Below are 12417 nucleotides of genomic sequence, written 5' to 3' on the forward strand. Positions count from 1 at the left end.
ATTCGCTGTGCTGCCCTGTCACGGTATCTCCGCCTAGGCTGGGACCCACCTCGGGGGCATGACTGGACGAGCATGGGGGATGGGGCATGACCGACGACAACGACCACGGCCAGCAGGGCGGTGGCCACGAACACGTGCCGAGCAGGCAGCGCAGGCGCTTCCCCGGCATCTCGTCACGGGCGTACGAACACCCGGCGGACCGTTCGGCCCTGGTGGCCCTGCGCAAGCTCACCGGCTTCGACACCGTCTTCAAGGCGCTCAGCGCGCTGCTCCCGGAGCGGAGCCTGCGGCTGCTGTTCCTCTCGGACTCCGTGCGGGTCTCCGACGCACAGTTCGCGCACCTCAACACCATGCTGCGGGACGCCTGTTACATCCTGGACCTGGAGAAGGTCCCGCCGATGTACGTGAACCAGGACCCGACCCCGAACGCGATGTGCATCGGCCTCGACGAGCCGATCATCGTGGTGACCACGGGCCTCGTCGAGCTCCTCGACGAGGAGGAGATGCGCGCGGTCGTCGGCCACGAGGTGGGCCACGCGCTCTCCGGCCACTCGGTGTACCGCACGATTCTGCTGTTCCTGACCAGCCTCGCGCTCAAGGTCGCCTGGATCCCGCTCGGCAACATGGCGATCATGGCCATCGTGACCGCCCTGCGCGAGTGGTTCCGCAAGTCGGAGCTGTCGGCGGACCGCGCGGGGCTCCTGGTGGGCCAGGACCTCAAGGCGTCGATGCGCGGCCTGATGAAGATCGCGGGCGGCAACCACCTGCACGAGATGAACGTGGACGCGTTCCTGGAGCAGGCCAAGGAGTACGAGGCCGGGGGCGACCTGCGGGACTCGGTCCTGAAGATCCTGAACGTCATGCCGCGCACGCACCCCTTCACCACCGTGCGCGCGGCCGAGCTGAAGAAGTGGGCCGAGACCCGCGACTACCAGCGGATCATGGACGGCCACTACCCCCGCCGCGACGAGGACGGGGACACCTCGGTGTCCGACTCCTTCCGCCAGTCGGCCTCCAGCTACGCCGATGACGTACGCAACAGCAAGGACCCGCTGATGAAGCTGGTCAACGACCTCGCGGGCGGCGCGGGCGACCTGGGCGGCAAGCTGCGCGGCAAGTTCACCGGCCAGAGCCGCAACGACACGCCGCCGGCTGACACGCCACCGGCCGACGAAGCGCCGTAACCCTCACAGCGAGGCCCCTCAGAGCGAGGGCTGGGCGGCCGCCGAGAGCGAGCCGCACAGCGCCGGGGCGTCACCCGTCGCGTACGGGTCGGTGCCCGCGGGGCCGCCCGCCTTCGCCTTCTGCCCGGCGAGCAGCGGCCGCAGCTGGTTGGTGGCGTCGGCGGAGCAGGTGAGCGGACCCGCCTGCATGTACGACACGAGCAGCTCGGCCTGGCGCATCCGCAGGTCGTCGCGGTCGAAGCGGAACTGCAGCTCACGCCGGACGGTGAAGAGCGAGGCCTTGGCGTGCTCGTCCTTGCCGGCCGGCCGCAGCGCGTAGACGAAGGTGTGGTCCGAGGTCACCTCGAGGGTGTTCTTGTCCGTCTCGGCGGCGTGCAGCGTGCCGTGGACGCGGATGCCGGGCGAGGCGAGGGACGTCTTCGTCGGGTCGAAGCGCACGAGCCAGCCGGTGGGCGCGTGCCGCCCGTCCGCCGCCGGGTGCGCGAAGCTCCTGTCGAACTGGTCGAGTTGCCGCGGGTCGAGCAGGACCCGGGCGGAGCGCACGGCGCCGCCGGTGAGGACGTCCGGGTCGAGCGATGACTCGACGAGATAGTCCTTGGCGGTGGTCAGCGCGGTCATCACCTGACCGTCCGAGAAGTGCGATGTCCGGTGCGCCGCGGGGAGGTTGATGCCCGAGGCGCCCGCCCGGAACTGCGCGGCCGGGCTGTGCGCGAACAGGTCGGCGGGCTTCTCGGCGCCGGGCACGGGCCCCGGCGGGGCGAGCGGGATGACCGTCATCCGCAGCGGCTCGGGGCGCTGGGCGACGGGGTTCTGGTACGGGTGGCGCACGCCCATGTAGATCGCGGTGCCGAAGGCGACGGCGATCAGCAGGACGAGGATCACGGCCTGCTTGGAGAGGTGCTTGCGGTGCGCGGGAGTGCGGCGCACCGGGTGTGTGTGGTCACTCATGCGCTCTCGCGCGGAGTACTCCTGGAGCCGTGCGGCGCGGACGAACGACTCGTCGAAGACAACGGATCGGTACTCGTCCTCACCACCGGCGGGAGCGCCCTCGGATGTCCCCTCGGGTGGTTCTCCTGGCCCGCCCATACCTTCAGGGTAGGTCGCAGCACGGTCGGGTAAACGCCCTGCCGCACGACAAGTTCTGACAACTTCTCACGGGATGCGGGGTGTTGCGGACACCGGTGGCCTGCCGTACTCCGCGGAGGCCGACGGCTCCGTGGACATCGGGGGCGGAGCCGGGTCCTGGCGGCCCGTCGACGCGCCGCGGTAGACCGCGGTGAAGGCGAGCGCGACCATGCCGATGCCCATCAGGAGGGCGAGCATCCAGGCGACGGGGCGGTGCCAGCGGTTGCGGCCGGCATAGCCCTGCCTGCCGTACCGGTGCTCGGTGAACTCATGGTCGTACACGTCGTCGAGGTCCGCGTCGTGGCCGAACTCGACGCCGTCGTCCGGGCCGAAGCCCTCGTCGTAGAGATCGTCCTCCGGTGAGTCGCGGCCCGAGCCCCGGGTGCGGGCCCGGCGGCTCTCGGCCTCGGAGGCCTCCGCGCGCGCCTGGGCGGCGGCCAACAGCCGCTCCACCGCGGTGGGTTCATGTATCTCGGCGGCCTTGACGAAGGCCTCGTCGAAGACCACGGAGGCGAACTCTTCGTCCGCACCCCCGCGGTCGCGGTCGTCGTCGGGCTCCCCGCCGTCAGGAAACGACGGCGTGCCCCCCACGTCCTCCGGCACCCTTCCAGCGTAGACCGGAAGGGGCAATCTGGGCAGACGGTACGGGGATTCGGCCCGTGCGGGAATTCAGCGGGTGTGGCCGTCGCCGGTGACGATGTACTTCGTCGAGGTCAGCTCGGGAAGCCCCATCGGGCCGCGGGCGTGCAGCTTCTGCGTGGAGATGCCGATCTCGGCGCCGAAGCCGAACTGGCCGCCGTCCGTGAAGCGCGTGGAGGCGTTCACGGCGACCGTCGTGGAGTCCACGAGCTGCGTGAAGCGGCGCGCGGCCTGCTGCGAGGTGGTGACGATCGCCTCGGTGTGCCCGGAGGTCCACAGGCGGATGTGCTCGACGGCCTGCTCGAGGGAGTCGACGACGCCCGCCGCGATGTCGTACGAGAGGTACTCGGTCTCCCAGTCCTCCAGGGTCGCGGGCACGACGGTGGCCTTCGACCCGTCGGCGTACGAGATGACCCGCTCGTCGGCGTGCACGGTGACCCCGGCCTCGGCCAGGGCGTCCAGGGCGCGCGGCAGGAAGGCGTCGGCGATGTCCGCGTGCACCAGGAGCGTCTCGGCGGCGTTGCAGACGCTGGGGCGCTGGGCCTTGGAGTTGACGAGGATGTCGACGGCCATGTCCAAGTCGGCGTCGGCGTCCACGTAGACGTGGCAGTTGCCGGTGCCGGTCTCGATGACCGGGACGGTCGACTCCTCGACGACGGTCTTGATCAGCGAGGCGCCGCCGCGCGGGATGAGGACGTCGACGAGGCCGCGGGCGCGCATCAGCTCCCGCACGGAGTCACGGTTCTCGCCCGGCACGAGCTGTACGGCGTCGGCAGGCAGGCCCGCTCCGTGCACGGCGTCGCGAAGCACGCGCACGAGCGCGGTGTTCGACTCGAATGCCGAGGACGAGCCCCGCAGGAGCACCGCGTTGCCGGACTTCAGGCAGAGGGCGGCGGCGTCCACGGTGACGTTCGGGCGGGCCTCGTAGATGATGCCGACCACGCCGAGCGGGACGCGGACCTGACGCAGGTCGATGCCGTTCGGCAGGGTCGAGCCGCGGACGACCTCGCCGACGGGGTCGGGCAGGGCGGCCACGTCGCGCACGTCGGCGGCGATGGCGCGGACCCGCTCCGGGGTGAGCGTCAGACGGTCGACGACGGACTCGCTGGTCCCGGCCTCTCGGGCGCGGGCGGTGTCCTTGCCGTTGGCCTCGATGATCTCGGCCGTACGGACCTCGAGGGCGTCGGCGATCGCCAGGAGCGCGTCGTCCTTCGCGGCACGCGGCAGCGGCGCGAGTGTCGCGGCCGCGCCACGGGCGCGGTAGGCGGCCTGGGCGACCGGCGAGAGGTTGTCGTACGGAGAGACCGGCGTGAGGGACGTCATGACGGAAGCGTAATGGGGAGCGGCCACGGTCCACCCGCTGTTTCAGCAGCCGAGACCACGGTGCTCACGTCGGCTCGAAAAGCACGCCGGCTCAGAAAGGGTGCACGCCCACCGGGGTCGCCGGCAGCGGGCCGTACCCCTCCGCGATGCGCTGGTGGTAGGTGTCGCGGTCGATGACCTCGAGACCGACGATCTCCCACGGCGGGAGCTGCGCGCTCTGCCGGTGCTCCCCCCAGAGCCGGAGCGCGACCGCGGCCGCGTCGTGCAGGTCGCGGGCCTCTTCCCAGTAGCGGATCTCCGCGTGGTCGGGCGCGTACCTGCTGGTCAGCAGGAAGGGGTGGTCGTGGGCGAGCTGTTCGAGGCCGCGCCTGACCTCCTTCAGCGGGGCTTCGCTTCCCGAGACGCTCAGGGTGATGTGCCACAGACGGGGCGCGTCCACCGTCTCGCCCTCCTGGCTCTCGTCCGTCTCCCCCGCCGCTTGCGTGTCACCGGTGTACGTCGCCCCCGCGGCGACGCTGGTCAGGGACCGCTCAGCCGGCGCGCGGGACGACGCTCCCGGGCGCACTCGTCTCACGACGGCCTCCTCTACGCAATGGTGGTGCGGATACGCAATGGTCGTGCGGAAGTGTCTGGAACAAAGTTGAGCAGGCCAAGCGCCTCCGCGGGGCGGTTTTGGGGAGTTTCACCTCGCACGGGCCGGGCGGGACAAGGCGTTCGCGCCTGTTTTCGGCCGCGGCCGGGGCCGGGAGCGGGGCCGCGCGAAGGGCTCAGTCGTGCAGCAGTGCGAGGTCGTCGCGGTGCACGACCTCCCGCTCGTACGCCGGTCCGAGCTCGCGCGCGAGATCCCTGGTGGAACGGCCGAGGAGCTGCGGAAGCTCCTTGGCGTCGAAGTTCACCAGACCGCGCGCCACGGCCCGCCCCGCGGTGTCCCGCAGCTCGACCGGGTCGCCCGCGGCGAAGTCACCCTCGACCCCGGCGATCCCGGCGGGCAGCAGCGATTTGCGCCCCTCGACGACCGCACGCACCGCGCCGTCGTCGAGCGTCAGCGCGCCCTGCGGCTCCGAGGCGTGCTGGAGCCAGAGGAGCCGGTCGCCGGAGCGGCGGCCCGTGCGGTGGAAGTACGTGCCGGTGTCGCGGCCCGCGAGGGCGTCGGCGGCCTGGCTCGCGGAGGTCAGGACCACCGGGATCCCGGCGCCCGCGGCGATCCGCGCGGCCTCGACCTTGGTGACCATGCCGCCGGTGCCGACGCCCGCCTTGCCCGCGCTGCCGATCTGGACGTGCGCTATGTCGGCGGGGCCCGTGACCTCGGAGATCCGGGAGGTGCCCGGCCTGGCCGGGTCGCCGTCGTAGAGGCCGTCCACGTCGGAGAGCAGGACGAGGAGGTCGGCGTGGACGAGGTGCGCGACAAGGGCGGCGAGCCGGTCGTTGTCGCCGAAGCGGATCTCGTCCGTCGCCACGGTGTCGTTCTCGTTCACGACCGGCAGCGCGCCCATCGCCAGGAGCTGGTCGAAGGTGCGGGACGCGTTGCGGTGGTGCGCGCGGCGGGCCATGTCGTCGGAGGTGAGGAGCACCTGCCCGACGCGTACGCCGTAACGCGCGAAGGAAGCGGTGTAACGGGCCATCAGAAGGCCCTGGCCGACGCTGGCGGCCGCCTGCTGCCTCGCCAGGTCCTTGGGCCGCCTGCGCAGCCCCAGCGGCGAGAGGCCCGCGGCGATGGAGCCGGACGAGACGAGCACGATCTCGCGCTCGCCGCCGCTGCGGCTCTTGGCGAGCACGTCGACGAGGGCGTCAACGCGATCGGCGTCCAGGCCCCCCGCCGCGGTGGTCAGGGACGAGGACCCGACCTTGACGACCACCCTGTGGGCCTCTGCGATGCCCTGCCTTGCCCCAGCCAACGTCTTCCCCAATGATCCCGAAGGTCCCATTCCCTGCCGGACCAGCAATCTACGCGAGTGAGCGTGTGGAGTGCCCATCCATTTCGAGGGACGGACCGCACACTCCCCCGAGACGAAACCGGGCCCCGGGGTTCAGTACCTTTGCCCCTTTATCCGGTGATTGTCGTCACGGAAGATTGCTACAGGGCCACCGCACGTCATACGGTCAGTGGTCGCTTTCCTTGACTTCTCTCCGTCCGATCCCCCCCGATCCCCCGCCAGGAGCCCAAGCCCGTGCCCTCTGCCGGACTCGCCCCCCGCCGCATCGTGCAGCTCACCGCGCTGTTCGCGATGTTCGCGCTCTTCACGGCCCAGCTCGTCAGCGCGCTGGTCCCGTATGTACCGGTGTTCGTCGCCGCGTCCGCGGCGAACCTCGCGCTCGACGTGTATCTGCAGTACAAGCAGCCGGGGCTCCTCTCCCTCCTTGGCAAGATCCGGTTCGATGTCACCGTCAGGCAGCTCCTGCGCGACATGCTGATCCTGGTCGGCCTGCTGCGCATCGACGGCATCGAGCCGCTGGCCGAGCAGTCGCCGCTGACGATCTCGCTGCTCGCCTTCTACTTCCTGCACTTCGGCTGCCAGGCCACCGCCATACTGGTGCGCCGCCGCCGGCAGCTGCCGATCGTCACGCGCAACATCGACACGTCCGCGCTGCACCTGACCGCGGCCCCGCCGCGGATCCTCTCGCGCCGCCAGGCCCACCGCCTGCTGACGTTCTCGATCCCCGGCACGGCGGGCCTCCTGGTCACCGCCGCCACCACCGAGGCGTACTGGGGCGGCATCGGCCTCGGGATCTCCATCGCCCTGATGGGCCTCGGCGCGGTCTACCTCGCCACGTGGCTGCTCCCCAAGAAGCGCGCGAAGAACGACGAGCAGGTCATGGAGTGGCTGGACAACTGGCTGGCCGACTACCAGCCGTCCGTCGCCATGTACTTCTCGGGCGGCTCCACGTCCGCGTACCAGGCGAACATGTGGCTCTCCACCCTCTCCAGGCTCGACGGCAATCCGCTGATCGTGCTGCGTGAGCGCTTCATGGTGCAGAAGATCGACGCGACGGACGTCCCGATCATCTGCTTCCCGAAGGTTGCGACGATGTTCTCCCTGGAGACGTCGACGCTGAAGATGATGCTGCACCCGGCGAACGCCGCGAAGACCTCGCAGGTCCTCCGCATCCCCACGATCAAGCACGCCTTCATCAACCACGGCGAGAGCGACAAGCTGTCCTCCTGCAACCCGTACGCGAAGGCGTACGACGAGGTGTGGGTGGCGGGCCCCGCCGCGCGCGACCGCTACCAGGCCGCCGACGTCGGCGTCGAGGACAAGGACGTGGTCGAGGTCGGCCGCCCCCAGCTGTCGCCGATCCTGCCTTCCACGGGCGCCCCCACGGGCCCGTTCACGACCGTGTTGTACGCCCCCACCTGGGAGGGCTGGGACGGCAACCCCGGCAACACGTCGGTGACCCTCGCGGGCGAGAACATCGTCCGGCACCTCCTCGCCGACCCCGGCGTCCGGCTCATCTACAAGCCGCACCCGATGACCGGCTCGCAGGACCCCCGCGCCGGCGCCGCCGACCTGCGCATCAAGGCGATGATCCGCGAGGCGGCCGCCAAGCGTTCGGGCGAGCGTCCCGGCCCGGAGGTGGCCGCCGAACTGGCGCGCCGCACCGCCGAGTTGGACCGGCTGACCTCGACCGCGTTCCGCAAGAGCGTGGACGAGATGGAGCGGATGATGCTCCAGGGCACGCCCGACGGCGACCAGCAGACGGCGGTCGCCGAGGCGACGGCCGCGTGGGAGGCGGCGTACTGGGCCTCGTTCCCCGAGTGGGAGCACCAGATCATCACCACCGCGCGCCCGGCGATCTTCTCCTGCTTCAACCAGGCGGATCTGCTGATCAGCGATGTCTCCTCGGTCGTCTCCGACTGGCTGTCGAGCGAGAAGCCGTACGCGGTCGCCAACACGTCCGGCATGTCCGAGGCGGACTTCCGCACGGGCTTCCCGACGGTGAGCGCGGCGGCGATCCTCTCCCCGACCGCCGAGGGCGTCCCGGCCCTCCTGGAGGCCGTCCGCTCCCCGGAGAAGGACACCCACGCCGAGGCCCGCGCGGCGCTCAAGGAGCACCTCCTGGGCCCCTCGGACCCGCCCTCCCTGGTCCGCTTCAACGAGGCGGCCCTCACGCTCTCGGCCAAGGCCGACGAGCGCCGCGTCCGCATGGCCACCCGCATCGACGCGGAGATCCCCGGCCAGCGGGCGGCGCAGGACGCTGCGGAGGAAGTCGAGTCCGACCCGTCGGAATCGAACGGCGCGGAGGACTCCGTCACGGCGTAGCCGCAGGGAGTGCCCCGTAAGGGGCGCGGGGCTGTGACACTTGCGGCTCCGCCGCGTGGGCGCCCCGTAAGGGGCGCGGGGAACTGCGCGACAAGCCACGACGCACCCGCACGGTGTACGAAAAAGCGAAGGCCCCCCGGAGCAGAAGCTCCGGGGGGCCTTCGCGCAGTCCAGGGCGCCCCCGCCAGGCAAAAGCCTAGAACGGTTCGAAGTCGTCGTACGCCTTCTCCGCCTCGTCCCGCTCCGAGTCGCGGTCCCGGCGGCGCTGAGCAGCGGGACGGGGCGCCTCAAGGCGGTGGTCCTCGCCACGCCGGCCCAGCATCTCCGCGCCGGCCATGACCGTGGGCTCCCAGTCGAAGACGACCGCGTTGTCCTCGGGGCCGATGGCGACGCCGTCACCCGTGCGGGCGCCCGCCTTCATCAGCTCTTCCTCGACGCCGAGACGGTTGAGACGGTCCGCGAGGTAGCCGACGGCCTCGTCGTTGTTGAAGTCGGTCTGGCGCACCCAGCGCTCCGGCTTCTCGCCGCGCACGCGGTAGATGCCGTCGTCGCCGAGCTTGACGGTGAAGCCCGCGTCGTCCACGGCCTTGGGCCGGATGACGATACGGGTCGCCTCCTCCTTCGGCTTCGCGGCACGCGCCGCCGCCACGACCTCGGCGAGCGCGAAGGAGAGCTCCTTGAGCCCCTTGTGCGCCACGGCCGACACCTCGAAGACGCGGTAGCCGCGGGCCTCCAGGTCGGGGCGGACCAGGTCGGCCAGGTCCTGGCCGTCCGGTACGTCGATCTTGTTGAGGACGACGACGCGCGGGCGGTTCTCCAACCCCGCGCCGTACTCACGCAGCTCGGCCTCGATGATGTCGAGGTCGGAGACGGGGTCGCGGTCGGACTCGAGGGTCGCCGTGTCCAGGACGTGCACCAGGACGCTGCACCGCTCGACGTGGCGCAGGAACTCGAGGCCGAGGCCCTTGCCCTGGCTGGCTCCCGGGATCAGGCCCGGTACGTCGGCGATGGTGTAGACGGTCGAACCGGCCGTCACCACACCGAGGTTGGGGACCAGCGTCGTGAAGGGGTAGTCCGCGATCTTCGGCTTGGCGGCGCTCAGGACCGAGATCAGCGAGGACTTGCCCGCGCTCGGGTAACCCACGAGCGCGACGTCCGCGACGGTCTTGAGCTCCAGGATGACGTCGCCCGCGTCGCCCGGCTCACCGAGGAGCGCGAAGCCGGGCGCCTTGCGGCGGGCCGAGGCGAGCGCCGCGTTGCCGAGGCCGCCGCGGCCGCCCTGCGAGGCGATGTACGTCGTGCCCTGGCCGACCAGGTCGGCGAGGACGTTGCCGTCCTTGTCGAGGATGACGGTGCCGTCCGGCACGGGCAGGACGAGGTCCTGGCCGTCCTTGCCGGAGCGGTTGTCACCGGCGCCGGGAGCGCCGTTGGTGGCCTTGCGGTGCGGGGAGTGGTGGTAGTCGAGGAGCGTCGTGACCGACTGGTCGACGACCAGGATCACGTCACCGCCACGGCCGCCGTTGCCGCCGTCCGGGCCGCCGAGCGGCTTGAACTTCTCACGGTGGACGGAGGCACAGCCGTGGCCCCCGCTACCCGCGGCGACATGCAGCTCGACGCGGTCCACGAAGGTGGTCATGGGATGTGCCTCCAGAAGCGGTACGAAATGTCAGGGGACGAAATGCCCCTAGGTGTAACACGCGAAGGGCGGACCCGCTTCCCGACAGGGAAGTGAGGTCCGCCCTCGCGAAGAACCTGTTCTACGGAAGCCTGATTCAGGCGACCGGAACGATGTTCACGACCTTGCGGCCACGGTGCGTGCCGAACTCGACCGCACCGGCGGCCAGCGCGAACAGCGTGTCGTCCTTGCCACGGCCGACGCTCGAGCCGGGGTGGAAGTGGGTGCCACGCTGGCGGACCAGGATCTCACCGGCGTTGACGGTCTGACCGCCGAAGCGCTTCACGCCGAGCCGCTGAGCATTGGAATCGCGCCCGTTCCGAGTGGACGATGCGCCCTTCTTGTGTGCCATCTTGTCTCAGTCCCTTACTTCGCAGCCGTGGGGATACCGGTGACCTTGATCGCCGTGTACTGCTGGCGGTGACCCTGGCGACGGCGGTAGCCGGTCTTGTTCTTGTAGCGAAGGATGTCGATCTTCGCGCCCTTGTGGTGGTCCACGACCTCGGCCGTGACCTTGATACCGGCAAGCACCCACGGGTCGCTCGTCACGGCGTCACCGTCGACAACGAGCAGGGTCGAGAGCTCGACCGTGTCGCCAACCTTGGCAGTGGAAATCTTGTCAACCTCAACGATGTCGTCGACAGCAACCTTGTGCTGGCGACCACCGCTGCGCACGATGGCGTACACGCGGATCTCTCTCTCGCTCGGAACGGGACCCCCGCAGTCCAGCCGTCCGTCCAGATGCACGGTCGGCCTCTTCCGAGCGCTGTGCGCCGGAAGGAAATCAGGTTTACAGGGGTAGGACGCGTCCAGTGACACGCCGACGGTCAAGATTACGGGGCTGGGCCACAAGGGTCAAACCGGCTTCTCGCCGTCCGGCGGCAGCGGCTTGACGCCCTTGCACAGGTCGGTGCCGTCGGCCTTGCCGGGCCAGGCGATCGTCCGCACCCGGTCGAAATGGCCGCGGTACGCGTCGTGCACGGAGTCGTCGTCGACCTTAACGATCGCCTCGTCGTTCTCGCGCAGCGCGGGCGCCGTGTAGTTCTGCGAGCCGGTGAAGGAGAGCTTGTTCTGCTTGCCGTCGTACTTGCCGTCGATGAGCAGGTACTTCGAGTGGATGATGTAGGGCGTCACCAGCTTGGTCCCGGGGCGCAGCGGGTCCCGGTCGTCGTTGAAGCAGCGCACGGTGGGCCCGCCCGACTTGTGCAGGGCCTCCCAGGTGCCCGGGGTGCCGCCCTGGCTCTTTGCGCTGTCGGTCTCGGCGTAGACGATGCTGACGGTGCAGCCCGCCTTCTTGAGCGAGACGAGCTTGTCGGCGATCTGCTTGCGGGTGATCTTGAAGATCGAGGCGCGGATGTTGGTGTGCCGGGCCACCCCCGCCGCGTCCTTGTAGTTGCACTGCACGTTGTTCAGGACCGAGTACATGGTGTCGGTCTCGTTGACGGTGCCGGAGCGCGGGAAGAAGTACGCCTTGTAGAGGCCATCGCTCACCGTGCGGTAGTCCCAGTTCCGCCAGTCCTTGCGGATCATGTCGGCGAAGTAGTCGGCGTACGCCTCGTACATCGTCGGGTTGTTCGGCAGCTGCAGCGCGTCGTTGTAGAACTTCGTGTGGGCGGAGGGCGTCGAGTTCGACGTGGTCTGCACGACGACGTCCCTGGCGCCCTCGACCTCCGAGAAGAGCCAGAACTTGTTGTGCATGATCGACTTGCCGTACCTGGGATCACCGAGGCAGGACTTGCCGGTCGGGCAGAGCGTCACGAAGGACGGCTTGTTCTTGTCGGTGCCGAGCGCCGCCGCGAGCCTGCCGTACGAGGTGTTCGTGGGGCGGTCGCTCCTGCTGGTCTCGTCGAGGACCATCTGTACGCGCACACCGCGGTCCTTGGCGGCCACGAGCGCGTCGACGACCGAGGCCTCCCACACGTGGTAGACCGCGACCTTGATGGTCGAGCCGGGCACCGCGGCGTTCGTCAGCTCGATCAGGCGGGTCCTGATCGCGTGCTGCTGCTCGGGGGTCCCCTTCGGATCGTTGAAGAGCGGCGCCTCGACCAGTGGCGGCTCCCCGTCGGCCGTTGCCGTCCCCATCGCGCTGACGGTCTGGATCCCCGCCGCCGACAGGACCGTGGCCAGGGCGACCGCCTGGCGTCCGCCCTTGATCTGTTTCACGGCACGGTGACGTCCCGTGCCCCTCAGGCGACCGTGCGCCATCGTGCGT

Annotated in this window: 11 protein-coding genes; 2 read left to right on the forward strand and 9 right to left on the reverse strand. The window is 70.2% G+C overall.

Translation table 11 applies throughout. The features are described from left to right. Window positions 1-86 precede the first annotated feature (86 nt). Window positions 87-1184, forward strand: coding sequence for a M48 family metallopeptidase (locus ACZ5U5_RS09070; RefSeq protein WP_469018339.1), 1098 nt, complete (start codon window positions 87-89; stop codon window positions 1182-1184). Window positions 1185-1202: 18 nt separating this feature from the next. On the opposite strand, the gene ACZ5U5_RS09075 is transcribed toward ACZ5U5_RS09070, so the two are convergent. The 5 genes from ACZ5U5_RS09075 to proB form a co-directional block, all read right to left on the reverse strand. Beyond that, complete coding sequence (locus ACZ5U5_RS09075) at window positions 1203-2270, reverse strand: SCO2583 family membrane protein (RefSeq protein ID WP_469018342.1); 1068 nt, start codon at window positions 2268-2270, stop codon at window positions 1203-1205. A gap of 66 nt (window positions 2271-2336) precedes the next feature. Continuing rightward, the gene (locus tag ACZ5U5_RS09080) at window positions 2337-2912 is read right to left on the reverse strand and encodes an SCO2584 family spore wall biosynthesis protein (protein ID WP_469018345.1); all 576 of its coding nucleotides are present in this window, start codon (window positions 2910-2912) and stop codon (window positions 2337-2339) included. A 66-nt stretch (window positions 2913-2978) separates the two neighbouring features. Beyond that, window positions 2979-4271 (reverse strand): glutamate-5-semialdehyde dehydrogenase, encoded by a 1293-nt coding sequence (locus ACZ5U5_RS09085; protein WP_469018348.1) that lies wholly within the window; start codon window positions 4269-4271, stop codon window positions 2979-2981. A 91-nt stretch (window positions 4272-4362) separates the two neighbouring features. Continuing rightward, window positions 4363-4845 carry a hypothetical protein gene (locus ACZ5U5_RS09090; RefSeq protein ID WP_469018350.1) on the reverse strand — a complete coding sequence of 161 codons (483 nt, stop codon included), beginning with the start codon at window positions 4843-4845 and terminating at the stop codon, window positions 4363-4365. A gap of 193 nt (window positions 4846-5038) precedes the next feature. Next, the gene (gene proB / locus ACZ5U5_RS09095; protein ID WP_469018353.1) at window positions 5039-6196 is read right to left on the reverse strand and encodes a glutamate 5-kinase; all 1158 of its coding nucleotides are present in this window, start codon (window positions 6194-6196) and stop codon (window positions 5039-5041) included. 243 nt (window positions 6197-6439) lie between these two features. Between proB and ACZ5U5_RS09100 the strand changes: the two genes are divergently transcribed. Continuing rightward, window positions 6440-8530 carry a hypothetical protein gene (locus tag ACZ5U5_RS09100; protein WP_469018356.1) on the forward strand — a complete coding sequence of 697 codons (2091 nt, stop codon included), beginning with the start codon at window positions 6440-6442 and terminating at the stop codon, window positions 8528-8530. 196 nt (window positions 8531-8726) lie between these two features. On the opposite strand, the gene obgE is transcribed toward ACZ5U5_RS09100, so the two are convergent. The 4 genes from obgE to ACZ5U5_RS09120 all read right to left on the reverse strand — a co-directional run bounded on the left by obgE (window position 8727) and on the right by ACZ5U5_RS09120 (window position 12410). After that, on the reverse strand, window positions 8727-10166 hold the full coding sequence (gene obgE / locus ACZ5U5_RS09105; protein ID WP_469018359.1) for a GTPase ObgE: 1440 nt from the start codon (window positions 10164-10166) through the stop codon (window positions 8727-8729). A 136-nt stretch (window positions 10167-10302) separates the two neighbouring features. Beyond that, complete coding sequence (rpmA, locus tag ACZ5U5_RS09110; protein ID WP_160505003.1) at window positions 10303-10557, reverse strand: 50S ribosomal protein L27; 255 nt, start codon at window positions 10555-10557, stop codon at window positions 10303-10305. A gap of 14 nt (window positions 10558-10571) precedes the next feature. Next, window positions 10572-10892 (reverse strand): 50S ribosomal protein L21, encoded by a 321-nt coding sequence (gene rplU, locus ACZ5U5_RS09115; RefSeq protein WP_363211177.1) that lies wholly within the window; start codon window positions 10890-10892, stop codon window positions 10572-10574. Window positions 10893-11060: 168 nt separating this feature from the next. Beyond that, the gene (locus ACZ5U5_RS09120; protein ID WP_469018363.1) at window positions 11061-12410 is read right to left on the reverse strand and encodes a phospholipase D-like domain-containing protein; all 1350 of its coding nucleotides are present in this window, start codon (window positions 12408-12410) and stop codon (window positions 11061-11063) included. Window positions 12411-12417: the final 7 nt, after the last annotated feature.

It is taken from the genome of Streptomyces sp. NPDC033177, assembly GCF_055577715.1.

Coding starts and splice junctions, on each gene's coding strand:
- ACZ5U5_RS09075 (WP_469018342.1), bottom strand. CDS start 2,270: ATGGGCGGGCCAGGAGAACCACCCGAGGGGACATCCGAGGGCGCTCCC.
- obgE (WP_469018359.1), bottom strand. CDS start 10,166: ATGACCACCTTCGTGGACCGCGTCGAGCTGCATGTCGCCGCGGGTAGC.
- rpmA (WP_160505003.1), bottom strand. CDS start 10,557: ATGGCACACAAGAAGGGCGCATCGTCCACTCGGAACGGGCGCGATTCC.
- ACZ5U5_RS09085 (WP_469018348.1), bottom strand. CDS start 4,271: ATGACGTCCCTCACGCCGGTCTCTCCGTACGACAACCTCTCGCCGGTC.
- ACZ5U5_RS09070 (WP_469018339.1), top strand. CDS start 87: ATGACCGACGACAACGACCACGGCCAGCAGGGCGGTGGCCACGAACAC.
- ACZ5U5_RS09120 (WP_469018363.1), bottom strand. CDS start 12,410: ATGGCGCACGGTCGCCTGAGGGGCACGGGACGTCACCGTGCCGTGAAA.
- proB (WP_469018353.1), bottom strand. CDS start 6,196: ATGGGACCTTCGGGATCATTGGGGAAGACGTTGGCTGGGGCAAGGCAG.